Raw genomic sequence first — 24415 nt, 5'->3', positions numbered from 1 at the left:
ATAAGCCGTGTTTTGGTACAATTTCGCCCCGTCTTGATGATATACCCTTAGGCTCTTCTTTGGGTGTTATATTCCTTTTAATTCCTGATATTCTAGGGTTCGCATGAGTACAAAATTTATCTTCGTTACTGGCGGAGTTGTTTCTTCGTTGGGTAAAGGTATTGCCGCAGCTTCACTGGCCGCTATTTTAGAAGCCCGTGGTTTAAATGTTACTATTTTAAAGCTGGATCCTTACATCAACGTTGACCCAGGCACAATGAGCCCAATTCAACACGGTGAAGTTTACGTTACAGAAGACGGCGCAGAAACTGACCTTGATTTAGGTCACTATGAACGTTTTATTCGCACCAAAATGACAAGTCGTAATAACTTCACACAAGGCCGTGTATATGAAGACGTATTACGTCGCGAGCGCCGAGGTGAATACCTAGGTGCAACTATTCAGGTTATTCCACATATCACTAACGATATTAAGCAACGTGTTTACGACGGTGCTGAAGGTTATGATATTGCAATTGTAGAAATTGGCGGCACTGTAGGTGATATAGAGTCACAACCGTTTATTGAAGCAATTCGTCAGATGGGAACTGAAATTGGCCGTGAACGCGCGCTATTTATTCACTTAACGTTAGTGCCATTTTTAGGCCCTGCGGGCGAAGTGAAAACAAAACCAACTCAGCACTCTGTAAAAGAATTACGCTCAGTCGGTATTCAACCAGATATTCTTATTTGTCGTTCAGACCGTAAATTGCCAAATAATGAACGTGCAAAAATCTCATTATTTACAAACGTAGAAGAAAAAGCGGTTATTTCATTACCAGATGTAGACAGCATTTATAAAATCCCAGCGCTTTTAAAATCGCAAGAGCTAGATAATTTTGTATGTCGTCGTTTCCACCTAGATCCACCAGAGGCTGATTTAGCAGAGTGGGAACAAGTACTTTATCAAGAGTCTAACCCAACAGGTGAAGTGACTATTGGTATGGTCGGTAAATACATTGAATTACCAGATGCATATAAATCGGTTAATGAAGCATTAAAGCATGCAGGTCTTAAAAACCGTTTAACAATTAATATTGAATATGTAGATTCACAAGATCTTGAAAGTAAAGGTGTTGAGTTACTATCGCATTTAGATGCCATTTTAGTACCAGGCGGCTTTGGTGGTCGTGGTGTTGAAGGTAAAATATTAGCGGCTAAATATGCCCGTGAGAACAAAGTGCCTTACTTAGGTATTTGTTTAGGAATGCAAGTTGCGCTAATTGAATACGCACGAAATGTTGCTGGCCTTAGCGATGCTAACTCAACAGAGTTTAATGCAAAATCAGCAGCACCGGTAGTGGGTCTAATTACGGAGTGGTTAGATGCAGAAGGCAACGTTGAAACACGTAGCGAAAAATCTGACTTAGGTGGCACTATGCGTTTAGGCGCACAAAAATGTCACTTAACACCTGGCTCTAAAGTGCATGAAGTATACGGTAGTGACGAAATTGTTGAACGCCATCGCCACCGCTACGAAGTTAACAATAACTTTGTAGAGCAATTAGAAAAAGCAGGTTTAAGCTTTACTGGTTTATCGGAAGATAAAAAACTGGTAGAAATTATCGAGAATAAAGATCACCCTTGGTTTATTGCCGCGCAATTCCACCCGGAATTTACGTCAACACCACGTGATGGTCATCCGCTATTTGAAGGGTTTGTAGCCGCAGCTCATATCCATCAAAAAGCGAATTCGTAATTTAAAAGAGGCCGTGCATATTGCACGGCCTTTTTTGTTTTAAGAGCTGACTAATACCAATTTTATTAAAGCATGAGCATTGTATCGCATTAAATAACTCACTCACTGCGTTAAAAATTACTCATATAGAACAACTATATGTCAAAATTTCTGGCTTGTTATTGAGCTGTTTTCTTAGCGCTATAATAGCTCACTAATTTAATGCAATTGGTATAAACTATACAAAACATAGTAAAGTTAGTTGAAATCACCATTTTGGGAATATAGAGGAATCAAGATGTCAAAAATCGTAAAAGTAATTGGTCGCGAAATTATGGACTCGCGTGGTAACCCAACTGTTGAAGCTGATGTCCATTTAGCTGATGGTTCATGGGGCCGTGCTGCAGCACCCTCTGGTGCGTCTACAGGTACTCGCGAAGCATTAGAGTTACGTGATGGTGATAAAACTCGTTATTTAGGTAAAGGCGTATTAAAAGCAGTTGGTTATATTAACAAAGAAATTGCTGACGCTTTAGCTGGTCAAAATGCATTAGAGCAAAGCACTGTTGATAAAGTGATGCTGGATTTAGATGGTACTGAAAATAAAGAAAAATTAGGTGCCAATGCAATCTTAGCTGTATCACTTGCGACAGCAAAAGCCGCTGCACAATCTAAAAAAGTTGAGCTTTACGAACACATTGCTGATTTAAACGGTACACCCGGTGTTTACTCAATGCCACTGCCAATGATGAATATCATCAATGGTGGTGAACACGCAGATAACTCGGTAGATATTCAAGAGTTCATGGTTCAGCCAGTTGGTGCTAAAAACTTTCGTGAAGCACTACGCATGGGCGCTGAAATATTCCATAGCCTTGCAAAAGTACTTAAAGCAGAAGGTCACTCAACATCTGTGGGTGATGAAGGCGGTTTTGCACCAAATCTAGCATCTAACGAAGCTGCACTTGCTGCAATTAAAGTGGCAGTTGCAAATGCAGGCTACGAGCTAGGTAAAGACATTACACTTGCATTAGATTGTGCTGCATCTGAGTTTTACGACAAAGAAGCAAATATCTACGACCTTAAAGGTGAAGGTAAAAAGTTCACTTCTGAAGAATTTAACTTCTTCTTAAAAGATCTAACTGAGCAGTACCCAATCGTATCTATTGAAGATGGTCTTGATGAGTCTGATTGGGATGGCTTTGCACACCAAACTAAACTAATGGGTGATAAAATCCAATTAGTTGGTGACGATTTATTTGTAACAAACACTAAGATTTTAAAACGCGGTATCGACAACGGTATTGCAAACTCAATCTTAATCAAGTTTAACCAAATCGGTTCTTTAACTGAAACGTTAGCTGCAATTAAAATGGCTAAAGACGCTGGTTTTACGGTTGTTATTTCTCATCGTTCAGGCGAGACAGAAGATTCAACCATTGCTGATTTAGCAGTGGGTACTGCGGCAGGTCAAATTAAAACGGGTTCATTGAGCCGATCTGACCGTGTTGCTAAGTACAACCAATTGCTACGTATTGAAGAGCAATTAGGTGATAAAGCACCGTACAACGGTTTAAAAGAAGTTAAAGGTCAGTAATTCTATTTTATATAGAATTTGATTTTTAGTTTAGACTGTAAAATCCTCGCATAAGCGGGGATTTTTTATGCCAGATACTTTACTCAAAAAGATGAGTACAAGTTGCAGGCGTTAAGCTTGCTGACGCGCGTACGCAGTGCGAAAAGAGGGTACCCACAAAAATGGCTCAACAATTAATATTTTATAACACACTTAAAGCTGAAACTGCTGCTTTAAAATATCACCAGTAAAGCTCGTTTTTAAATAAAACCCACGGGGTAGGGTTTTAATTATTTGCCCATTAGGACCAATGGCATCGGTTACTATTTTACTATGGGCAGCTTTTGGGCGAATTTGCATTGCATCACCTAAATGACCTGATATTTCATCAACTCTACCCAGTGCAATAAGCTCCATTTGCTCTTCCCAGTCACGCTGTAATAAAGCGTCTTGTTCTGGTGTGGGTTGCCATAAAAAGCCACTGCCAATTGTTCTATCAAATGGTGCTATATCGCGCTCACTTAAAATGGGTAACCATAAAACATGGTTTAGCTTTTTACGCACACTGCTAGCATGCCATGTCATTCCTGTAACATTTATTAATGGTGTGACCGATACAAATGTTGTTTCTAGCGGTTTTCCTTTGTATGAAATTGGCAGTGTTTTTAGCTCAATACCTAAATCTTCAAAATCAGGAAGGGGTTTAGAGCCTGCTGTCGCGCCTAAAACATATTCTATTAGTTGACCCGTCCAGCCTTTTTCTCGTAATAAATCATCCGGTGTTTTGAAATTATACTCATTCGCTAACTGGCCAAGCGTAAGTCCTGCAATGTTATTAACCCGCTTTATTAGATCATTAATTGAATGTGGTTTTGTTGGTCGCATATTACTAATTTAGGTTGAATAAATACCATTGCCATGATAGCAAATCAGCTAAGCCGTGGATATCTTTGCGTTTGTGTGTTTTTTGTACATGGTGTGGGTGGTGCAATTTTGCACACGATAAAAAGTGCTCTAATTAACTTAAGTGACTGAACTGCTTTGTAATTTTGTGTTTTGCTATTCATCTGTAATTAAGTCTGAATAGAGTTATAGGGATAAATACAGATGTATGAACAAGTTTATCCACAGAATCTGTGGAGAAAGTCGTTTTTTAGATCCTATATTGTGGATTTGTTTGCAAAATGAGCGTGTTTTACAAAAGTTATGCACAAGCTGTGGGTAAGCAGAGTAAAACTCGTAATAGTATTTGCCGTATTGCGGGTTATGTGGAACAATCATAAAAAATCGACTTACAAATGAGGCACTAAGGTGATTGATGCCGAAGGTTTTCGTGCCAATGTCGGAATTGTAATTTGCAATAATCAGGGACAGGTCTTTTGGGCTAGACGTTATGGACAGCATTCTTGGCAATTTCCCCAAGGTGGTGTGGATGACGGCGAAACGCCAGAACAAACCATGTACCGTGAATTACACGAAGAAGTAGGGTTGCGACCAGAAGATGTAGAAATAGTCGCAAGCTCAAAACATTGGTTACGCTATAAATTACCCAAACGATTAATCCGCCGAGACTCAAGTCCGGTGTGTATTGGGCAAAAACAAAAATGGTTTTTATTAAAATTACGTTGTGAAGACGAAGATGTAAATTTACTTAAAACTCATCATCCTGAGTTTGATGATTGGCGCTGGGTCAGTTATTGGTACCCTGTAAGGCAGGTTGTATCGTTTAAACGGGATGTTTATCGACGCGTAATGAAAGAGTTTGCTCCTTTTGCGATGCCTTTTAATAAGCGAGAACAACATAAAGATCATTGGCGAAATAAAAGGTAGTTAACTAACAATAGAGGAGCAGAATATGCTGGCTACACTCAGAGCTATTGTTGAGTCTGTTTCGCGACAAGCGAATTTAGACAGTGCTTTAGTGTGCTTTGTGCAAATGGTGAAAGATGCCATGAAAACCCAGTGCTGCTCTATTTATTTTGCTGATTACAGTCAAGATAACTTTATACTTATGGCTACCGAAGGGTTAAACCCTGATGCGGTTGGTAAGTTTAGAATAGGTTTTACAGAAGGTTTAGTGGGCCTCGTTGCACAGCGTGAAGAGCCAATTAATATCGCATTTGCTAAATCTCATCCACGATTTAAGCTCTCCCCAGAAGTGAATGAAGAAGGTTATAATGCTTTTTTATCTGTGCCAGTAGTGCATCAAAAAAAAGTATTAGGCGTTATTGTCGTTCAACAAAAAGTCGCTCGTGTATTTAGTCAAGACGAAGAATCGTTTTTAATTACACTTTCAGCGCAACTTGCTTCACAGTTAGCTCACGCAGAAATAAAAGAAGTACTACGTCAAGAAGAGTCATCTCATCAAACATCCGTTTTAAAAGGCGTATCAAGCGCACCAGGTATAGGAATTGGACAAGCATTTGTACTACTTCCCAAGCTTGATTTTAAATCGATTGAACTGCAAAAAAATAGCGATGTAGTAGAGCAACAGCGTTTATTTACGCAAGCCGTAGCTGCTACGCGTAAAGAGTTTAATACCCTATCGATGACGTTAAGTGACTCTATTCCACAAGAAGCACTCGCGGTATTTGATGTATACCAACAACTGCTTGACGCTAAAAGTTTAGGCCATAATGTAGAAATACAATTACAACAAGGCTGGTGTGCTAAGAGCGCATTAAAAATTGTAATAGAGCGTTTAATATCACAATTTAACGCCATGCAAGACCCGTATATAAAAGAACGTGCTGTTGATGTTAAAGATATTGGTTTACGAGTGCTACATCATCTTGTAAACACAGAGCGTGCAGTAAAAGATTACCCATCAAATACAATACTTATCGCCAGTACGGTAACGCCCGCAATGCTGGCTGAGGTGCCTAAAGGATGTTTATCGGGGGTTGTCAGTGTTAGTGGTTCGGTTAATAGCCATGCGTCTATTTTAACGCGTGCAATGGGGATCCCTGCCATTTGGGGGATAGAAGATTTACCCTTGTTGCAGTTTAATGGCAAAACGATGATTTTAGATGCGTTTGCTGGGCGTTTATATATATCGCCTTCGCAAATGCTGGTTGATGAATATACGCGGTTGCAATATCAAGACAGCTTGCTTAATAATCGTTTTTTAAAAGAACAATACTCAGAAGCGGTGACACTTGATGGTAAGCATATTAGTCTACGTTTAAACGCGGGGCTTGAGCTTAATACAGAGCAAAGCAGCGTTGATGTTTGTGATGGAGTTGGGCTTTACCGTACTGAAGCATGGTTTATGCAAAAGGGGCAGTTTCCTTCGCAACTAGAGCAAGAAAACTGGTATCGAGAAGTCCTAACAAGCTATTACCCAAAACCAGTGGTTATGCGCACGTTAGACATAGGTGGCGATAAAGTACTCGATTACTTTAATTTTACCGAAGAAAACCCGTTTTTAGGTTGGCGCGGTATTCGTATAAGCCTAGATCATCCCGAGCTATTTTTAGATCAACTCAAGGCCATGCTTAAAGCCAATATGGGGTTGGGTAACTTAAAAATTATGCTCCCGATGATCAGTGGCACTGAAGAAGTTGATGAATCACTTGCTTTATTTGAGCAAGCCTATTTTGAACTTAGTGAAAAATACCCAGCGCAAGTGATAGAAAAGCCCGCTGTGGGTATTATGCTTGAGGTGCCATCGAGCTTATTTATGATCCCTGAATGGTCTAAAAAAGTCGATTTTTGCTCTGTTGGCAGTAACGATTTAACACAATATTTATTAGCGGTTGATAGATCAAATGCTCGGGTTGCACAGTTATTTAATCCATATCACCCAGCAGTGCTCAGAGCGTTAAAGCAAATAGCGTCTGATTGCGAATATCATCAGATGCCATTTAGCTTATGCGGCGAGCTAGGGGGTGATCCCGAAGGCGCTATTTTACTTATTGCTATGGGATATAGGCGTTTAAGTATGAATTTATCGTCACTCAATAAAGTTAGGTGGGTGGTCAGGCGTTTAAATGCAAGTGACATGAAAACATTACTGGCAGCATGCTTAGCTCAGTCGAGTGCAAAACAGGTACTGCGCTTAACACGCAACTTTATGATCGAGCACGGGCTTGGTGATTTGTTTTACACTCCCAAATAATAACGTATGGTCAAATAACTTTAATACACGGATGCTATTGTTTATATAATCCTTTAATATACACATCTCCAAAGGGTATTTGAGATCACTATGTATGACTTAGGGTTGTTGGTCGCAAGCTGCGCACTACTAGGCTGTATTGTCGGTTTTTTAGCCGGTTTATTAGGCATTGGTGGCGGTTTAATTATTGTGCCTGTACTTAGCGCTATGCTGCTCTCATTTGATGTAACGTCAGTGGATCATGTACTTGTGATTGCTATTGCAACATCGCTTGCCTCTATTTTATTTACCTCAACTTCTTCAGCGCTGGCTCATCATAAAAATGATAATGTGCCTTGGAGCATTGCCCCGTGGGTTATGTCGGGGGTTGGTCTCGGTGCGCTTATTAGTGGTTTTGCGGCAAGTTTTATTCCAGAGCAAATATTACGTATAGTGTTTGCTGCAAGTGTCGTTTTTATTGCAACAAGAATGGTGCTCTCTACACGCAATAAGCCGCTGTCAGAAAAGCCACTACCAGCGGGTCCTATTTTAGGTGCGTTTTCGGCAATCATGGGTGGCTTATCAGGATTAATCGGTATTGGCGGTGGGGCACTTATCGTTCCTATGCTTAATTACTTTTCGGTTGATATTAAAAAAGCAATTGGTTGTGCCGCTGCATGTGGAATTGTTATCGCATTTTTTGGCTCTATTGGCTACATAAGTGCAGGCTGGCAGGTTACAGATTTAGAACATGGTTTTGCTGGGTTTGTGTATCTTCCAGCATTATTTGGGATTGTAATTACATCGTGGTTTGTTGCGCCTATAGGGGCTAAAGCAACACATTACTTACCTGTAAATACAATAAAGAAAATTTTCGCGGTGCTGCTAGTGGTTATCGCAATTAGAATGATTTTTAGCTAAAGGTTTATTTTTATGGCACTTGAGTTTCCTCAAATTGATCCAATTATTTTTTCAGTTGGACCGCTAAGCGTGCGCTGGTACGGATTAATGTATTTAATAGGTTTTGCGTTTGCAATGTGGTTTGCTAACCGCCAGGCATCAAAACCAAACTCTGGTTGGACTAAAGACCAAGTCAGCGATTTACTCTTTTATGGCATGTTAGGTGTAATACTTGGCGGGCGTATTGGTTATGTGCTGTTTTATCAATTTAGTTATTTTATAGAAAACCCACTGTATCTATTTAGAATAGATCAGGGAGGAATGTCGTTTCATGGTGGAACGTTGGGCGTGATCACTGCGGTTGCTATTTTTTCGTGGACGCGTAAAAAATCACTTCTTCAAGTCGGCGATTTTGTTGCACCATTGGTCCCAGTCGGATTGTTAGCTGGGCGAATTGGTAACTTTATTAACGGTGAGCTGTGGGGGCGAGTTTCAGATGTGTCATGGGCAATGGTATTTCCAACCGGCGGTCCTCTTGCGCGTCACCCATCGCAGCTCTACGAAGCGTTTTTTGAAGGCTTAGTATTGTTTTTAATAATGCTGTGGTTTATTAAAAAGCCTCGCCCAGCAGGTAGTGTCGCGGGTGTGTTTTTACTAGGTTATGGCGTGTTTAGGTTTTGCATTGAATATTTCCGTCAGCCGGATGCGCAGTTAGGATTATTTGCCGACTTTATTTCAATGGGGCAAATACTTTCACTTCCTATGATAATAGGTGGTTTAGGCTTATTAATTTGGGCATATAAACAACCACCACAAGTAACGGCAGCTAAGGCATAACAAGAAAAACATGAAACAATATTTAAAATTATGTCAGCGCATCGTTGACGAAGGACAGTGGGTAGAAAACAAACGTACGGGCACACGTTGTTTAACCGTTATTAATGCTGATTTAGAATACGATGTTGCTAATAATCAATTTCCGATGATTACCACGCGTAAAAGCTACTATAAAGCGGCGATTGCTGAGTTATTAGGTTACTTACGTGGTTACGACAGTGCCGAGCAGTTTCGTGATATCGGTTGTAAAACATGGGATGCTAACGCAAACGATAACAAGGCATGGCTCAATAACCCTCACCGTAAAGGCGAGGATGACATGGGCCGAGTGTATGGCGTACAAGGTCGTGCTTGGCAACGACCAGATGGTTCAACGCTTGACCAGCTTGCTAAAGTGATTAACAACTTAAAAAATGGTATCGATGATCGCGGTGAAATAATTTCGTTTTATAACCCTGGTGAATTTGAGCTGGGTTGTTTGCGCCCGTGTATGCACACGCATACGTTTTCATTACTTGGTGATACGTTATATTTAACGTCGTATCAGCGCAGTTGTGATGTGCCACTTGGCCTAAATTTTAATCAAATTCAGTGTTTTGTATTATTGGCGCTAGTGGCTCAAATTACTGGTTATAAAGCAGGTAAGGCTTACCACAAAATTGCTAATGCACACATATACGAAAACCAACTTGAGTTAATGCGCGATGTACAGCTAACACGAGAACCGTTTGCATCACCTCAGTTAAAAATAAATCCAAAAATTAAATCATTAGAAGATATCGAAACGTGGGTAACACGAGACGACTTTGAAGTAGCTGGTTATCAATGCCACGAAGCAATTCAATACCCATTTTCAGTATAATAAAAGATTAAGGAAAACATAATGAAAGCAGTGATCCCAGTAGCGGGCCTTGGTACTCGCATGTTACCAGCCACAAAAGCAATTCCTAAAGAAATGCTTCCGGTAGTAGATCGTCCTTTAATTCAGTACGTAGTAAACGAAGCCGTGAGCGCTGGTATTAAAGAAATAGTATTAGTAACGCATTCAAGTAAAAACTCAATCGAAAATCACTTCGATACCAGCTTTGAATTAGAGGCGACTTTAGAGAAACGTGTTAAGCGGCAACTACTTGCCGAGGTGCAAGCCATTTGCCCTAAAGACGTAACAATAATACACGTACGCCAAGGTGAAGCTAAAGGTCTTGGGCATGCAATTAGCTGCGCCGCGCCTATTATTGGTGATGAACCGTTTGTGGTTATATTGCCTGATGTGATTATTGATGATGTAGAAAGTAATCTTAAAAAAGACAACCTTGCTGAAATGATTACGCGCTTTAAAGAAACTCAGCATAGCCAAATTATGGTAGAGGCTGTGCCAATGGCGCAAGTAAATCAGTTTGGTGTGGTTGATTTAGGAGATGTTGATTTACAACAAGGTGAAAGCTCACCTATTTTGAATATGGTAGAAAAGCCACCGGTTGACGAAGCACCATCAAACTTAGCTGTTGTAGGGCGTTATGTATTAAGTAAAAATATTTGGCCGTTACTGGCAAAAACTCCGCAAGGTGCGGGCGATGAAATTCAGCTAACAGATGCTATTGCAATGTTAATGGAACACGAAAAAGTAGACGCATACGCAATTAAAGGCCGTAGCCATGATTGCGGAAGCAAAATCGGCTATTTAAAGGCAACTATTGAGTTTGCCCTTCGTCGTGATGAATTTGCTGGCGAGTTGAAAACATTTATTAAAACATTGGTAAAATAATGTCTTAATTTAAAAAGCGCCAAACATGGCGCTTTTTTTATTATTAGCACATAACATTAAATATCTTATACCAATCTGCTTATATATGGGGTCTATTTAACGTTAAAAAAATTACGCTTGTTCTAAATAAAAAATTTTTAACGACGTTATAGTGCAATTTAATTCGTTAAATTGATCAAAGATTTATGCAGTTTGGTATTAGTATCTGGCTGGCTTGGCAAAACCTGACTAACGGCATTAAATTTTCAATATGGAATACTTCATGCCTCAATTTTCCTGACACCATATTTAAATGTAATTGCACGATAATACTAATCACAATGTTATTGGCACTTTTTTTGCTTTAAATTGGTACGTTTACGCTGGGTGGAAAAGCAATTGAAATTTATATTATACATATCACTTTTATTACTTTTTCTTGGTGGGTGTAGTAGCCAAACTGATGATGTTTCTGAGCTTGATAATGTCGTTCGTATGGAGCAAATAAAGCCTTATTTAGATCAATGGGATAATAATAAAAGTAAAATCAATAGACTCAGTGAGATAGAAGGTGATTTACTGATGTTGATTAAAGCACTTTCAATGCAAACTAATTTAGATACACTCCCAGATGAAATGCGCACTGAGGTTAATTTAGTGCAGCATAGCGCCGTAGAGAAAAAAACCAATACGCTGAGTAACACAGGTGTTATTGAGGAAGATATTGCGTCTATGTATGGGGTTAAATTAGGAAGTTATTTAAAGCAACAAAGCGCATCAAACACGGTTGTTAAATTAAAACAAAGTTATCCTAATATATTTAATGTATTTCAATATCGAGTACAAACAGAGTCTAAAAGTAATACGCAGCTTTATAAGTTGATTGCTGGACCATTTAAAAATAAACAAGATGCATACTATTTTTGTAAAATTATTTCGCGAATTAACTTATCTTGTAAATTATCTCCGTTTGAGGGAGTAATAATTTAAGCAAAAAGTTTAATTATTTACGCTTATTGATAAAATATACCGATAAATACTAAATTTATAATGATATTGGTCGATACTTAATCTAACCTGACTGTTATGGTTACGTAAGTTAACAACTAATAGGAATATCTATGAATCAATCAATTAAAATAGCCTCAATTGCTACTGCACTGTCACTAATCTCACTTAACGTGTCAGCTGAAACGGCGACTTTTAACGCGGGCGTAAAAGTACAAAATGCGTTTACTTTTACTAAAACAGCAGACTTAGACTTTGGAACGATACGTGCTACCGCAGATACAGCGGCGACAGAAACAGCCACTTTAGTTTTAGCTGCAAACCCAGCAACCGCTGCTACAACAGCATCTACTGATGCGACAGCTGCAGAAATTGCAGTGTTAGCTGCAGGTTCTCCTGCTTCATTTACAGTATCAGGTGTTTCACCATTTGCGACCCTTAGCATTACCGGTACTGGTATTACAGGTGCTATCTCACCAGTAACCGCTCCTGCAGGAACGGCTGGTTTTACTTTAAGTGCGCCTACGTATTATGTGCTTACAGGCGCTACACCTAACAGCGTAGCTACAACTACTATCCAAGTTGACTCAACAGGTGCTGCAACATTTAATGTAGGCGCAACGCTTACTACAGACGCTACAACGCCAGCTAGTGATTATATTGACGGTGATTATAGTGGTACATTCACATTATTACTGGATTATTAAGAAATATTGCCTGCTTTAACACGCAGGCATTTTTATGATAAAGCCTATCTTACTACTAAGTGCGTTTTATAGCGTAAACGCACTTTCTCAGGTAACCGTTTTAGAGCCACTTAGCTTTGGCACAATTGTGGTTGTTGAAAACACACCAAGCAGCTCAATCACATTACTACCAAGCGGTACTAGCTCTGGAACAAATATACACATAATGCGAAATGGATACCCTGCAGAACTGCTATTTGAGGGATTTGGGGCGCGCGTTCAAATAAATATTACAGACTCAGGAGTTCACCAACCGCTTACTCGAATCAATGGCGGGACAGCGTTTACACTTGATAATATAATTTATGCTAATTCGATAGTCACAAATGCCTATGGCATGGCCACTTTAAAAATAGGTGGACAACTAAGTGCTAGCGGCGATGGTCAGCTTTACTTAGATGATAATTATTCAACAACCGTTGAAATAACAATTGCCTATTAAGAGAAATAATCACAATGAAGTTATTAAAGTTTTTTATTTTAGTCGTCTATGGCTGCCAGTTATTAATTAGTTTTTCGAGCCATGCAGATTTACTTATTTCCCCTACAAGGGTGTCTTTTGATGAACGCCAAAGAGTGGCTAAAGTAATCGTAATAAATAACGGTGATGAATACAGAACTTACCGTTTGTCATGGCAAGAAAAAACCGCTAAACCAGAAGGGGGGTATATTACTCACCCTAGCGATCAGATAAGTCCTACTGCGCTTAGCAGCATGGTGCGCATGAGTCCATCACAAGTGCGATTAGCGCCAGGGGAGCGTCAAATAGTTAAACTTGCCTTACGTAAACCCAAAAATTTAGCAGATAAAGAGTACCGCTCGCACTTATTATTCCAAGCATTACCAAACGAAGATAAAAGCAAATCGACAAAAATGGGCATTAAAATCAACATGATTTTAAGTTACTCAATACCCGTTATTTTGCGCCAAGGTGCAATACAGCCTCAAGTTAATATTGAGGCAATCGAGCTGGTAAAAAATGAGCAAAATAACGCGCTGCTTGTATCACTAGCCCGAAAGGGTAACTACAGCGCTTTTGGTAAAGTAGACGCTTTTTATAAAGCAAATAATGCGAGCGAAGAGATTAAGGTATCTATGCTAAGTGATTACAGTATTTACGCAGAAGTACCTTTAGCTAAGCTAACACTCAACTTCTTTGAAAAAAATGTAATTAGTGGTGCTGGTAAATTACGGATTGTATATTCGGGCCTTCGAGAGTATCAAGGTGTAATATTTGCAGAAAAAACCGTTAATCTAAACGCTAATTCAGTGGGATTACTAAACTGATTTTATTCAAACGTTATACATTAGTTATTGGCTTAGTACTTTTTGTATTAGGCTTTGCAGCACATGCAACGCAAAATAAAACCGATGTTTTGTATAACACTCTGTTTAACATTGAAAAAAAATGGGAAAAAGTAACCGAAGAGCAAATTAATGACATTGCTAAAGTAAATACAGGTTCTATTACAAATGACTTTGAAGCGCAAAATATGGGGATCCCAGTAGGTGAGCTGTTGTTTTTCTCAGCGTATTTACGCAAATATTATTTAGGCGAGTTAATTGCTATAAAAAGCGAAAATGGCGCATGGATTGAACTAAATAGCGTGTTTGAGCAGCTTAATTTTGCAATCACTGTTAATAACGAAAGTTTAACTGCAAAAGGTTGGTTTATTTCCCCTAATAATCAATTTGAGATGAACCTAAATGAGCAAAAAGTATATGTTAATGGGGTGACTTACTCACTCAATGAGCAAGATTATTATGTTGATGCTGGCGATATATTTATTGATTATGAGCAGCTTAATGCGTGGTTTGCATTAAAGCTTAAACTTGATTTTAATTCTTTAGAGCTGTATTTAGACCCTCAAGTGAAACTACCCATTGAACAAAAGCTACAACGAGAGCAGCGAAAGTTTAATGCTAGCTTAGATCACTTAGTCCCTACTTTGCCTTGGAAAGCGAGCCCTTATCAAGCAAGCTCAAACCCCGTGGCCGATTTACAACTTAGTTACTCTGCAACCAAAAATAATACTTCCTTAAACTACTCCATTTTAGGCTCGCAAGACTTAGCTTATGTTAATGCTGAGTATTACCTAGCAGGAAGAGAAGGGAATTTAATTAGCGATTCACGTCTGTCGTTTAGTCGACAAGACACACACGCGGGCTTACTTGGGCCTCTTGGGGCTACAAATGTGCAGTTTGGCGATGTACTTGCCACACAAATAGGCAGTAACTTTAGCAGTAATTATGCACGTGGTATTAAGATTAATAACAAACCGCTATACAAAAAAGTAAATAACAATCAAATAAACCTAACAGGCGCTGTTCAAGCCGGTTGGGATGTTGAGCTTTATCGAAATAAAATATTGATAGATCAACAACTGAGCTTACCAGACGGGCGTTATTTATTCGAAAATATAGATTTACTCTTTGGCGCAAACACCTTTGAATTAATTTTTTATGGCCCGCAAGGCCAAGTCGAGCGAAAAGTTGAAGAATACTTAGTTGATGGCAATAGCTTAGAAGAAGGTGAAGGTTTTTACGAAGTCTCACTCACGCAAGAAGGTGAGCAATTACTTAACCATTCAACACCTGTTAACGCTCAGGATGGGTGGTTATTGTCGGGGCGTTATGAGCGCGGGATCACTGATAATTTATCGGTTTATTCTGGGTTATCTACGCTTAGTAGCGACGATGGCGACGACGAGCATCGCTATGCATTAGGTTCAAACTTGAGCATTTTTAATAAAGTACTCGTTAATTTTGATTATGAGCAAAACAATAACCGCGAAGACGAACTCGAAATTGCAGTTAGAAGTGAATTTGCAGAGCAATCAGTGCGTTTTAGCATGCGTAAAGCATCACAGCTTTTAAATAAAAACCTCAAAGATGGCCCCCTCGATGACTCAAGTACTTACGAGTTATTTGTATCGGGTAATGTAATGCAAAATGAATATGGCCGTTTAAGCTATCAAAATACTGCGTCACATATCACTAACGACACACAAGACAGTGTATTAAGGTTGGGTAATATTTTAAATTACTCAATTGCAGGGTATTCATTTAATAATAGTTTACAGTGGGCCGATAACGATCGATTTTTTGGCAGTAGCTTGTTACAAAAGCGTTTTGGCCGAATTAGCACGCGTTTAGGAGTTAACTATTCTTTAGAACCTGAGGGGGAAATTACAAGCTACGAGACAGAATTTAGCCGCTCGCTTTCTCCCAATTTACAAGCAGAGCTAAAATTAACTCACCAGTTAGATGATAATATTAAATACGCTGAACTTGGATTAAACTGGCAGGCTAAATTGTTTAGCATTAATAGTAATTTTAATTACGACAGTGAAGATAACTGGCGTGTTGGTTTATTTGGCCGCTTTAGTTTGGGCTACGACACTGTAAATAATGATTACTTTTTAAATCGACGTAGTTTGGTTCAGGCCGGCTCACTTATGGTGCATGTATACCTCGATAACAATAATAACGGTATATTTGACCAAGATGATGAAAATATTGAAGGCGTTAAAGTCAAAGGGCTACAAAATTATCGTACAGGCCTTAGTGATGAAAACGGTATTGCTTTGCTCTCCGGTATGCCCGCTAATTTAACTACCGATATTGTTATTGATACAGATAGCTTGCCTGATCCCTTTTATATTGCAGCCACAGAAGGATTTTCAATCACTCCACGTGCAGGCTTTGTTGAATACATGGAAATACCATTAAATAATAGCAGTGAAATAGAAGGAACGGTTTACAAGCAAACTGGCGATACCAGTGAAATTGAGCCTTACGCAACCGTTAAGCTTTTAGATAAAGCGGGTAAAGAGGTTGCGCAAACTCAAGCGGCCTACGACGGCTATTATTTATTTACTGACTTACGCCCAGGGCAATATAAAGCGGTCATTGATAATGAGTTTAAAGAGCGAAAATCACTAAAAAATACACAACAGATACAGGTTGATTTATCAGCAAAAGGGGATGTGTTAGTTGGCGTTGATTTTACGTTAAAAGAAAAAGCACAAACGCAGGGCTATATTGCTAATATTGGTGACTTTTCGTCATTAGCAATACTTAAAACATACTATCAATTGATTAAAAAAAATGTATCTGGCGTTGTAAAACAGAGCCCTTTTTATGTGAAAGATACCGTTTTAAATCGCTACGTATTAGCGCTTGCTTACGATAAAACAGAGTCTGTGATGCTCAAAGATGCGTGCCTAAACATAGCCGAAAAAGGATTAAGTTGTACTGTGCAGGCGCAGCGTATTAGCTACTAATGGCATAACTTAACCTGAACTCTGGATAATAAATCTATCTCGAGCAGCTATTTTCAGCGCTAATTGCGTTGAATTTACTTGCAATAGATTCGTTATTGACGCGTAAATTCGGCTTGTTTTCACTGAAAATCTCTGGCTAGAGAAAATAAATTTAAATATCACCATGATTCAATACGTTAGTAAATCTCTTAACCAGAGTTCAGGTTAACTTAAAGTAATTCATAGGAAATAATAACATGCTAAAAAAACAGTTAATGAGTTTGTTAGGCCTAACTTTAATAATGTTGTCGGGGTGTAGCAGTACTGCTGAGCCACAAAAAAAAGTGGCCCCGCAGCTCAATAACCAAGCGGGAGTCGTTATTACTTCTGATGAGTTGGCTGAACTTAAAGCATCAGCAAAGCAGTGGCAGCAAGCCAAAGCCGGTGTTGAGCGTTTATTGGTTATAGAGCAAGACCTAAAGCTATTAATAAAACAACTAACCTCAGTAGCACAAGAGCAGCAATCAGCAGCCGCTGCGCAAAAAAGTGAAAGTAAAATAGCGAAAAACAGCTCGCTTAATCCAGAACCAATAGCTCCACCGGCCCCCATACAGCAAACAAAAGCGCAGCCAATAAAAGTGCAGCCACTCTTTGCGCTTCAGGTTGCCTCGGTAACAGATCAAACCCGATTACCACAAAGCTTTGCTAAAATAAAAGCGACGGCACACACTATATTTGCAGGTAAAATAGCTGCTAATGTCGAAAGTATCAACGTAAATGGCACCACGTTTTATCGGCTAAAGCTTGGTGCATACATAAAGCAGGAAAACGCGGTTAAAGATTGTAATAAACTAATGCAATACCAAGTCATGTGCATTGTTAGCCACTACACAGAGCAACCATTAAAAATGTAAATCGGCATAGTAATTGCTTTGTAATTGTCATGTTTTTAGAGGATGGCAACTATGCGCCTTTTACTACCCTTATTATTTGTAAACTTAACCGCATGCAGCTTAACGCCAGAGCCAGAGCCGAGTATAAGTACCGACGCGCCAAAAGCAGCGATGGCTCCTTATACCGTAAACCAATATGTGAATAACTTGAGTATTCAGCTCAGCCATATAAAAGAGCCCTATAAAAGCACTGCATTTATAGCGGTAACAAGTTTTTATTTAGCTGACGCACTGGATTCAAAACTTGCCGATGGGCAAGGCGCAGGTTTAAGCCAGCAAATTCAAGAAAGCCTTATCACGCAGTTTACGCAGCTAGGCTATAACACCATTGAATACCGACTTGAAAATAGCCTTAACTTGTCCAGCAATGCCGATTCTATTTTAAGTCGAGATATTAGCCGGTTACAGCAACGTCAGAATATTGACTTTGTGATCACCGGTACATTAACACGCCAGCAGCATGCCTATATTGCTAATGCCCGCATGGTAAATGTAAAAACGGGCCACGTTGTCTCTGCCGCCACAACAGAAATTCCAATTAATGTAATGTGGGGCAATGAAAAAATACAACAACGCGGTGATTACATATACCGTAGTGAATACTAATTAGGAGCCAATATGAAACGTTTATTATTAACTTTATTTTTGCCACTGGGCTTTGGTTGTACACAAGCAATAAACAACAGTACGCAGATAACAGACGATGCTCCGGCGTTTTTTGAGCCACAACGAGCTGTTGCAGCACCGAGTGAAAATGGCTCAATGTATCAAAGTAATGTTGCTGTTATGAACAAACAAAGCCAAATAAATACCAATATACGTAAAAATATTAATCATTATATACGTGGCATCATGCAAGATATGGCTGAAAACCTACAGTACGTGAACACAAAAACGCCGCTAGCAGTTTCAAGTTTTATATTTTTAGATCATGATTATAACAACGCTACTTTGCTAGGTAATCAAATAGCCGAAAGCTTTATGCACGAGCTGCATAATTTTGGCGTCCCCGTTATTGATTTTAAAACCACTGACTACATGCGCGTAACGCCAAGCGGAGATTATGTATTTAGCCGTGATTATTTAGAGCTTAATCAAGATCAAAACTTTAGCTATGTATTAGCGGGCACCTTGGTTAACCATCAAGGCGGAGTACTGGTCAACGCACGAATAGTCGGGCTCGAAAGTAAAGCGGTTGTAGGCTCAGCGCAGGGCTTTATTCCTCAAGCTGTGATAGATGCACTCAATAGCAGCCGCAGCAAAGATGGCTTGATGCTCAAACAAGCAAGTAAGTGAGGTTAATGATGACTAATCTAGTTAAAAGACTTATTTGTATAGCGGGCGTATCCCTATTAATTTCGGGGTGTAATTTATTACAAAGCCAGCCAAATAAAGTCACAACAGAAACGCCACAAAGCACCACTAATAATTACGATTTTAGTCAAATGCTACAACAGGTTGAAAACGATAAAGTAGATGAGTACAAAGACTCAAGCCAGTTTATCCCAAGTAAACACCATAAAATACTAGCCAATTATGTCGAGCAAATGGCGCTCGATTTAACAGAAACAATGCGAATTGAGCAAGGTATATCAATAGCAGTTGCATCGTTTGTTGATTTAGATGCCACACTTAAAACAACGAACCAACTAGGTAATCAATTATCAGAAACGTTTATGCACCAACTGCAAAAATTTGGGTATAACACGGTAGACTTTAAAACAGCAGATTTGATTACGGTAAACAATCAAGGCGACTTTGCTTTTTCGCGTGATACGTCAAAACTGGCAAAAAATAATATCGCGAGCCATATATTATCAGGTACATTGATTTATCGTGAAAATGGCGTTGAAGTCAATGCGCGTGTAATCAATGTTCAAAGCAAACGTTTAGCGGCCAGTAGCCGAAAATTAATACCGCTGTATGTACTAAATAAAGAAGATATATACTTATCAAGCAATTAACTTCATTCGGTGCTTGATATAAAAAACCAGATACCGTTATAATTCAACTCATTAAGCACACCGCTTTGTGGCCTCTTAGTTAAATGGATATAACGGCCCCCTCCTAAGGGGCAGTTACAGGTTCGATTCCTGTAGGGGCTACCAATAAAATCAATGAGTTACGAATTTTACCTCCCTGCCATTAGTTTCTATGTAGCATATATTTAGCAGTGGCACATATGTCTATTAACCCAAGTTACAGATACCTATGACGTGGTCAACTAAATTCAGTCACCCCAGTTAAGAAACTATATCTAATGTTTCGGTTCGTTCTTCAAAGTCATTTGGGCTTTGATAATTTAAGTACGAATGTAAGCGACGACTGTTGTACCACGCAGATGTAATTCATTATATCCTGTTGAGCTTCATAATGCGTTGAGGTGGTTGCTTTTATCATGGCAAGGAAAGCCTATAAGATTAACTACTTTGCTCTTAAGTGATTTAGAATATATTTGTAATAACAAAATGGCTTGCGTTTTGATTAGGGCTATATTAGATTTGCCACATTGAAATAATGGAATATTTTACTATGCAATTACAAAAAACGTACCCTAAACCTGAGCGCCCTTCAGACCCTTCTCCTTTAGCAATGGCTATTTATAACTTCGAGCTAAAAGCAAGAAAGTACCATGACGAGGTTAACAAACAGAACCCAGATGCTGAGAAGTTAAAAAAATTAGTTAAAGATTACGATCATCTACAAGCAGAGAAAAGCGAATTGAGTCGGTATCAATCGCGCAAATAGCACTCAAGGAGTACCGAGAATTAAACTCATCGGCTGCGCAGTTTGAACTTTCGGAAGAACAACATCATCCAACAAATTCACTTGCGCGTTACTTATTTTCAGTAGGTGAACCTAAGCCGACAAAAGAGCATGAAGCGCATCATATAATTTCAGGTAAAGGTCGATACAACCAACAAGCTATATTACGAGCAAGGTTAAATCTTCACATGGCCGGTATTGGAATTAACGACCCACACAATGGTATTTGGCTTATTAATTTTGTCAAGAATAAGGCCCATGACTGGGCTACAAAGGATGCACCACCACACAGAAAAATACATAGATACAATTATGAATCATGGATAGGTGGTAGCCTAGGTGGGGACATGAATAAAAATAAAGCTTTATTTATGAATAAACTTCGAAATGTAAAAGTTGCAATTAGGACTGGTACGTTGCCAAGTAAAATATTTGAGAAAATAGATAAGCAATGGAAAGGCATATGAATGTATATCAATTAAGAAAGCCAACAAATGCTTACGATGTAATTAACCTTGATATAATGGAAATGTCAAAACAGATAGTTAAGAACTCGAATAAGCTTATGAGCGATAATATTATTCAAATCGTTATGAATGATGTCCCTAAAGGAAAAGCTACATTATCAGAGCTATCCCCTAATGGTTTTGAATGTAAGCATGAACCAAAGGCAAAAAAGCAAAGCTATGACGTTAATTTATACGGCTCATTTTTAGTACTTAATGAATCTGCTTATGAGTGTTTAAACGCCTCTTTAAGTGAATTTGGTGAGTTCATTGATTTAAAGACTAATGGTGATAACTTATATTTGTTCAATCCATTAATATTTGCTCAAGAGGATTTGAGTCTAACAGAAAGAGCATACCTAGATGGCTTTGAAGATGGGTTAAAGTCACTTGTTTTTGATGATGAGGATATAAGCAATAAGCTTATTTTTAAATCGAAAATGCAATCAGGTCTGTCACTTTACTGCACCGACGATTTCAAAAAATTAATTAACGATAATAACCTGACCGGGCTAGTTTTTAATACCGATTTACTGACATATTTCTAAACTATCTAGCAGTAATACTCGAGTAGGTTTAGTCAATCAAATCAACCGTTGCTGCCTTATGTTCTGGCGCTAAGTGTGCATACCTTAGCGTCATTTTTAAGTCACTATGACCTAGCAGCTCACGTACTGTATTCAAGTCTACACTTGCCATTACTAACTTACTTGCAAAGTGGTGGCGTAAGTCGTGAAATCTAAAGTCGGTAATGTTTGCATCTTCCAACAAAGCCGCCCAATCATATCTAAAATCTAGTATCCGTTGTTGATTGCTATCTTTGAATATATGAGCAGTAATAAAGATAGTTATGCCAATTAATATTTTACAATTTTTTCTTAGTACCCTGAGTTGTTAGGGTATAGTAATAATTTACTTTGTTAGATTTCTCTTTTTATTGATCAAGGACGAATAATGATCTCATATTCTAAATATAAATTAATTTATTTGTGTGCTCTTACGCTCACCGTTAATCAAACTTACGCTGTCGAAAACTTAAATAACTCTTCGAATATAGAGCAGATAACCAAGCAAATTGAACTTGATTGGAAAAATTATTACAAACCATCTAAAGAATGCAGACCTAAAAAATTATCAAATAACAAAAGCTTTCAACTTTTCGTTAAATGTAATGAACAAAAGGCGACTCAAAAAGATCAATTCAATAAAATAAACAAGGAAGTAATAGAACATCTTAAGTTGGTAAGAAAAACAGAGTTAAGGCAGCTTTCGTTAGAAAGAGAAGCCAAAGAAAAGGCATTACTGAAAAAAGCCAAAGAGATCGCGGTACTTGAAGATAGAGCAAGAGAAGTGCGTCGGGCTAAAAAGGCTCATGAAATGGGATTAACCTATCAAAAACCTCTACCAAGCAATAACTATATATCAAATAGTATGGCAATATGTAAAAAGGAATGGACTAAACGAGGCCAGCTAGATAATCGAATGTATCAGCATTGTTTAAAAGGGCAGCTTAGTGGAATTGACAAGGTAGATGAGCTCAATAAAAAGTATTCAGAAAGAGAGTTTTATTTTCTTATAGCTTATCCGTATTGCATAAAAAAATGGACGACAAGAGGCGTTGCTAACCCTCGAATGATTGCACATTGTTTAAATTCTGAAATTGAAGGAAAAAAAGATGTTGATTATTATAGGGATAATTATGATCGAGCTGCTATAGATAAAATAGTGGATGCAGCTTTAATACAATATCAATCGTGGAATATGGTTGCATATTCTATAAAAAGACGTATTAAATAATAATGAATATTTAAGTAGTTCTATCCAATTAAATTAACAGCGGCAGCTTTATGTTCTGGCGCTAAGTGTGCATATCTTAGCGTAATTTTTATTGGTGGGTTATGGTCAGTGGTGCACTTGCAAACCAATAACAATGATGCAAACCAATAACAATGACACCCATTCTAATTTTTGCACTTTGTGAAACGAAGTACTAGTCTTTGTTTAGTGCAAAAACCAGCAGGGTGTCACATGGCTATCGCAAGAAAGCGTCAAGTAAGTTTGGTTGATACAAAGTATTATCACTGTATATCACGTTGTGTTCGGCGTGCTTTTTTGTGCGGTGAAGACTATTTTACTGGTCAATCTTACGAACACCGCAGAGGGTGGGTTGAAGACAAACTGCTAGAGTTAGCCAAGATATTTTGTATTGACGTCTGTGCTTATGCTGTTATGAGTAATCACACCCATTTAGTCCTGTATGTTGATGATAAAAAAGCGAATCGGCTGAATGACAAAGCAATTGTTATTCGCTGGCACAAGCTGTGTAAGGGCACTGTACTTACGCAAAAGTACATACAGGGTGAGAAGCTAAGTAAAGCTGAACTTATCTTTTTTAATCAAACAGTAAAGGAATACCGAGAACGCCTATCAAGTATTAGTTGGTTTATGAGGTTATTAAATGAAGACATTGCGCGCAGAGCAAACAAAGAAGATAACTGCACAGGTAGGTTCTGGGAAGGGCGGTTTAGGTCACAAGCACTTCTTGATGAAGCCGCATTGGTAGCTTGTATGGCGTATGTCGACTTAAACCCAATCAGAGCTAAAATGGCTAACACCCCAGAAGAATCTGACCATACCAGCGCCAAACTACGCTTAACATGTGCAAAGGAAGGAAAACAACCAAAACAACTTCTCCGCTTTGCAGGCATGCCACGTCAAATCATGCTAAAAGGGCTACCGTTTGAGCTTAAATCGTACCTTGAACTTGTTGAATTAACAGGGCGTTGTATACGAGAAGATAAACGCGGGTATATTAAAAGTACACACTTACCCTTACTCGAAAGGGTTAATGTTTCCCCTGAAAACTGGTTAAAACTCACCACACAATTTACGCGCGTATTTCATGGTGCAGTAGGGAGACCCACTTCACAATCAAGTTACTGTGAAAACTTAAAGCGTAAACGGCGAACAAATATTAGCAACTGCGAAAAGCTACTGGCATAAATTAAAAACCATTCAATAAAAGTTAAAACTGCAATTATGCAGTCATTTTCATGCGCGTAATTTAGGTTTAAGAGTGATAATGACTTATTTAATGTGTGCTTTGTGAATAATAATACAAAAAGAGGTGAATTCTTGGTCAAAAAAGTAAATTTAATGACACAATACTATTTGTACAACTAGAGTGGCTGTCCTGTTTAATCTCCAGTCCTGTTTAATCTCAATGTCACTGCATTTGCTTTTTGTGTATGTAGGTCTTGAACATTAGCGACTATTTCTCGGATGGATATTTTTATAT

At 38.6% G+C, this 24415-nt stretch carries 24 protein-coding genes, 1 tRNA gene and 1 pseudogene; 23 read left to right on the top strand and 3 right to left on the bottom strand.

Annotated elements, in window-relative coordinates:
* The first annotated feature begins 103 nt into the window (after positions 1-103).
* Positions 104-1738 (top strand): CTP synthase, encoded by a 1635-nt coding sequence (locus tag H5119_RS12970; protein ID WP_077537174.1) that lies wholly within the window; start codon positions 104-106, stop codon positions 1736-1738.
* Between the two features lie 277 nt (positions 1739-2015).
* Entirely contained in the window at positions 2016-3314 is a 1299-nt protein-coding gene (eno, locus tag H5119_RS12965) for a phosphopyruvate hydratase (RefSeq protein WP_077537175.1), read from the top strand.
* Between the two features lie 192 nt (positions 3315-3506).
* On the opposite strand, the gene mutH is transcribed toward eno, so the two are convergent.
* Positions 3507-4178, bottom strand: coding sequence for a DNA mismatch repair endonuclease MutH (mutH, locus tag H5119_RS12960; RefSeq protein WP_182702516.1), 672 nt, complete (start codon positions 4176-4178; stop codon positions 3507-3509).
* Between the two features lie 426 nt (positions 4179-4604).
* Here mutH and rppH point away from each other — a divergent pair, with 426 nt between their 5' ends.
* The 16 genes from rppH to H5119_RS12880 all read left to right on the top strand — a co-directional run bounded on the left by rppH (position 4605) and on the right by H5119_RS12880 (position 19953).
* Positions 4605-5123: an RNA pyrophosphohydrolase gene (rppH, locus tag H5119_RS12955; protein WP_077537177.1), complete on the top strand. Its 519-nt coding sequence runs from the start codon at positions 4605-4607 to the stop codon at positions 5121-5123.
* Between the two features lie 25 nt (positions 5124-5148).
* On the top strand, positions 5149-7413 hold the full coding sequence (gene ptsP, locus H5119_RS12950) for a phosphoenolpyruvate--protein phosphotransferase (protein WP_182702515.1): 2265 nt from the start codon (positions 5149-5151) through the stop codon (positions 7411-7413).
* A 90-nt stretch (positions 7414-7503) separates the two neighbouring features.
* A complete protein-coding gene (locus H5119_RS12945; protein WP_182702514.1) occupies positions 7504-8313 on the top strand; it encodes a sulfite exporter TauE/SafE family protein in 810 nt (269 codons plus the stop codon).
* A gap of 12 nt (positions 8314-8325) precedes the next feature.
* The gene (gene lgt, locus H5119_RS12940; RefSeq protein ID WP_182702513.1) at positions 8326-9129 is read left to right on the top strand and encodes a prolipoprotein diacylglyceryl transferase; all 804 of its coding nucleotides are present in this window, start codon (positions 8326-8328) and stop codon (positions 9127-9129) included.
* Positions 9130-9139: 10 nt separating this feature from the next.
* A complete protein-coding gene (locus H5119_RS12935) occupies positions 9140-9991 on the top strand; it encodes a thymidylate synthase (RefSeq protein WP_182702512.1) in 852 nt (283 codons plus the stop codon).
* A 21-nt stretch (positions 9992-10012) separates the two neighbouring features.
* Positions 10013-10894 (top strand): UTP--glucose-1-phosphate uridylyltransferase GalU, encoded by an 882-nt coding sequence (gene galU, locus H5119_RS12930; protein ID WP_182702511.1) that lies wholly within the window; start codon positions 10013-10015, stop codon positions 10892-10894.
* A gap of 378 nt (positions 10895-11272) precedes the next feature.
* Positions 11273-11863 (top strand): SPOR domain-containing protein, encoded by a 591-nt coding sequence (locus tag H5119_RS12925; protein WP_182702510.1) that lies wholly within the window; start codon positions 11273-11275, stop codon positions 11861-11863.
* 131 nt (positions 11864-11994) lie between these two features.
* Positions 11995-12588: a DUF4402 domain-containing protein gene (locus H5119_RS12920; RefSeq protein WP_182702509.1), complete on the top strand. Its 594-nt coding sequence runs from the start codon at positions 11995-11997 to the stop codon at positions 12586-12588.
* A 34-nt stretch (positions 12589-12622) separates the two neighbouring features.
* Positions 12623-13069 carry a DUF4402 domain-containing protein gene (locus H5119_RS12915; protein WP_077537185.1) on the top strand — a complete coding sequence of 149 codons (447 nt, stop codon included), beginning with the start codon at positions 12623-12625 and terminating at the stop codon, positions 13067-13069.
* A 14-nt stretch (positions 13070-13083) separates the two neighbouring features.
* Positions 13084-13914, top strand: a complete 831-nt coding sequence (locus tag H5119_RS12910) for a molecular chaperone (protein ID WP_138585953.1) — start codon at positions 13084-13086, stop codon at positions 13912-13914.
* A gap of 89 nt (positions 13915-14003) precedes the next feature.
* Positions 14004-16913 carry a hypothetical protein gene (locus H5119_RS12905; RefSeq protein WP_182702508.1) on the top strand — a complete coding sequence of 970 codons (2910 nt, stop codon included), beginning with the start codon at positions 14004-14006 and terminating at the stop codon, positions 16911-16913.
* Positions 16914-17149: 236 nt separating this feature from the next.
* Positions 17150-17806, top strand: a complete 657-nt coding sequence (locus H5119_RS12900; protein ID WP_182702507.1) for an SPOR domain-containing protein — start codon at positions 17150-17152, stop codon at positions 17804-17806.
* Positions 17807-17857: 51 nt separating this feature from the next.
* Positions 17858-18451, top strand: coding sequence for a FlgO family outer membrane protein (locus H5119_RS12895; RefSeq protein WP_077537189.1), 594 nt, complete (start codon positions 17858-17860; stop codon positions 18449-18451).
* A 12-nt stretch (positions 18452-18463) separates the two neighbouring features.
* Positions 18464-19141: a FlgO family outer membrane protein gene (locus tag H5119_RS12890; protein ID WP_182702506.1), complete on the top strand. Its 678-nt coding sequence runs from the start codon at positions 18464-18466 to the stop codon at positions 19139-19141.
* An 8-nt stretch (positions 19142-19149) separates the two neighbouring features.
* Positions 19150-19809: a FlgO family outer membrane protein gene (locus H5119_RS12885; protein ID WP_182702520.1), complete on the top strand. Its 660-nt coding sequence runs from the start codon at positions 19150-19152 to the stop codon at positions 19807-19809.
* 69 nt (positions 19810-19878) lie between these two features.
* Positions 19879-19953, top strand: a tRNA-Arg gene (locus tag H5119_RS12880).
* A gap of 135 nt (positions 19954-20088) precedes the next feature.
* On the opposite strand, the pseudogene H5119_RS12875 reads toward H5119_RS12880, so the two are convergent.
* Positions 20089-20227 (bottom strand): annotated as a pseudogene (locus H5119_RS12875) (IS3 family transposase); the annotation flags it as partial.
* 150 nt (positions 20228-20377) lie between these two features.
* Between H5119_RS12875 and H5119_RS20500 the strand changes: the two are divergent.
* The 3 genes from H5119_RS20500 to H5119_RS12865 are packed head-to-tail and all read left to right on the top strand — an operon-like array spanning position 20378 to position 21665.
* Positions 20378-20593, top strand: a complete 216-nt coding sequence (locus H5119_RS20500) for a hypothetical protein (protein WP_259398956.1) — start codon at positions 20378-20380, stop codon at positions 20591-20593.
* Positions 20566-21078: an AHH domain-containing protein gene (locus H5119_RS20695; protein WP_310737446.1), complete on the top strand. Its 513-nt coding sequence runs from the start codon at positions 20566-20568 to the stop codon at positions 21076-21078. The genes H5119_RS20500 and H5119_RS20695 overlap by 28 nt, the downstream gene beginning before the upstream one ends.
* Positions 21075-21665 (top strand): hypothetical protein, encoded by a 591-nt coding sequence (locus H5119_RS12865; protein ID WP_182702505.1) that lies wholly within the window; start codon positions 21075-21077, stop codon positions 21663-21665. Before H5119_RS20695 ends, H5119_RS12865 begins: the two co-directional genes overlap by 4 nt.
* Before the next feature lie 28 nt (positions 21666-21693).
* Here the strand turns inward: H5119_RS12865 and H5119_RS12860 are convergent, their stop codons facing one another.
* Positions 21694-21918: a tyrosine-type recombinase/integrase gene (locus tag H5119_RS12860; RefSeq protein WP_404936396.1), complete on the bottom strand. Its 225-nt coding sequence runs from the start codon at positions 21916-21918 to the stop codon at positions 21694-21696.
* Positions 21919-22071: 153 nt separating this feature from the next.
* Here H5119_RS12860 and H5119_RS12855 point away from each other — a divergent pair, with 153 nt between their 5' ends.
* Together H5119_RS12855 and H5119_RS12850 are read left to right on the top strand one after the other, a co-directional pair.
* Positions 22072-22914, top strand: a complete 843-nt coding sequence (locus H5119_RS12855) for a hypothetical protein (RefSeq protein ID WP_182702504.1) — start codon at positions 22072-22074, stop codon at positions 22912-22914.
* A gap of 231 nt (positions 22915-23145) precedes the next feature.
* Positions 23146-24120 carry a transposase gene (locus H5119_RS12850; protein ID WP_182702503.1) on the top strand — a complete coding sequence of 325 codons (975 nt, stop codon included), beginning with the start codon at positions 23146-23148 and terminating at the stop codon, positions 24118-24120.
* Positions 24121-24415: the final 295 nt, after the last annotated feature.

The sequence above is a fragment of the Pseudoalteromonas sp. SG45-5 genome (assembly GCF_014164085.1).
Taxonomy (GTDB): Bacteria; Pseudomonadota; Gammaproteobacteria; order Enterobacterales; family Alteromonadaceae; genus Pseudoalteromonas; species Pseudoalteromonas aliena.
This window is presented reverse-complemented; position numbering and strand designations above follow the sequence as displayed.

Excerpts from the sequence above, each read along its gene's own strand:
- H5119_RS12945 (WP_182702514.1), top strand. The coding sequence starts at position 7,504 with ATGTATGACTTAGGGTTGTTGGTCGCAAGCTGCGCACTACTAGGCTGT.
- H5119_RS12885 (WP_182702520.1), top strand. The coding sequence starts at position 19,150 with ATGACTAATCTAGTTAAAAGACTTATTTGTATAGCGGGCGTATCCCTA.
- H5119_RS12850 (WP_182702503.1), top strand. The coding sequence starts at position 23,146 with ATGGCTATCGCAAGAAAGCGTCAAGTAAGTTTGGTTGATACAAAGTAT.
- H5119_RS12890 (WP_182702506.1), top strand. The coding sequence starts at position 18,464 with ATGAAACGTTTATTATTAACTTTATTTTTGCCACTGGGCTTTGGTTGT.
- H5119_RS12915 (WP_077537185.1), top strand. The coding sequence starts at position 12,623 with ATGATAAAGCCTATCTTACTACTAAGTGCGTTTTATAGCGTAAACGCA.
- H5119_RS20500 (WP_259398956.1), top strand. The coding sequence starts at position 20,378 with ATGCAATTACAAAAAACGTACCCTAAACCTGAGCGCCCTTCAGACCCT.
- H5119_RS12910 (WP_138585953.1), top strand. The coding sequence starts at position 13,084 with ATGAAGTTATTAAAGTTTTTTATTTTAGTCGTCTATGGCTGCCAGTTA.
- H5119_RS12865 (WP_182702505.1), top strand. The coding sequence starts at position 21,075 with ATGAATGTATATCAATTAAGAAAGCCAACAAATGCTTACGATGTAATT.
- mutH (WP_182702516.1), bottom strand. The coding sequence starts at position 4,178 with ATGCGACCAACAAAACCACATTCAATTAATGATCTAATAAAGCGGGTT.
- ptsP (WP_182702515.1), top strand. The coding sequence starts at position 5,149 with ATGCTGGCTACACTCAGAGCTATTGTTGAGTCTGTTTCGCGACAAGCG.
- eno (WP_077537175.1), top strand. The coding sequence starts at position 2,016 with ATGTCAAAAATCGTAAAAGTAATTGGTCGCGAAATTATGGACTCGCGT.
- H5119_RS12855 (WP_182702504.1), top strand. The coding sequence starts at position 22,072 with ATGATCTCATATTCTAAATATAAATTAATTTATTTGTGTGCTCTTACG.
- lgt (WP_182702513.1), top strand. The coding sequence starts at position 8,326 with ATGGCACTTGAGTTTCCTCAAATTGATCCAATTATTTTTTCAGTTGGA.
- galU (WP_182702511.1), top strand. The coding sequence starts at position 10,013 with ATGAAAGCAGTGATCCCAGTAGCGGGCCTTGGTACTCGCATGTTACCA.
- H5119_RS12920 (WP_182702509.1), top strand. The coding sequence starts at position 11,995 with ATGAATCAATCAATTAAAATAGCCTCAATTGCTACTGCACTGTCACTA.
- H5119_RS12900 (WP_182702507.1), top strand. The coding sequence starts at position 17,150 with ATGCTAAAAAAACAGTTAATGAGTTTGTTAGGCCTAACTTTAATAATG.
- H5119_RS12970 (WP_077537174.1), top strand. The coding sequence starts at position 104 with ATGAGTACAAAATTTATCTTCGTTACTGGCGGAGTTGTTTCTTCGTTG.
- H5119_RS12895 (WP_077537189.1), top strand. The coding sequence starts at position 17,858 with ATGCGCCTTTTACTACCCTTATTATTTGTAAACTTAACCGCATGCAGC.
- H5119_RS12935 (WP_182702512.1), top strand. The coding sequence starts at position 9,140 with ATGAAACAATATTTAAAATTATGTCAGCGCATCGTTGACGAAGGACAG.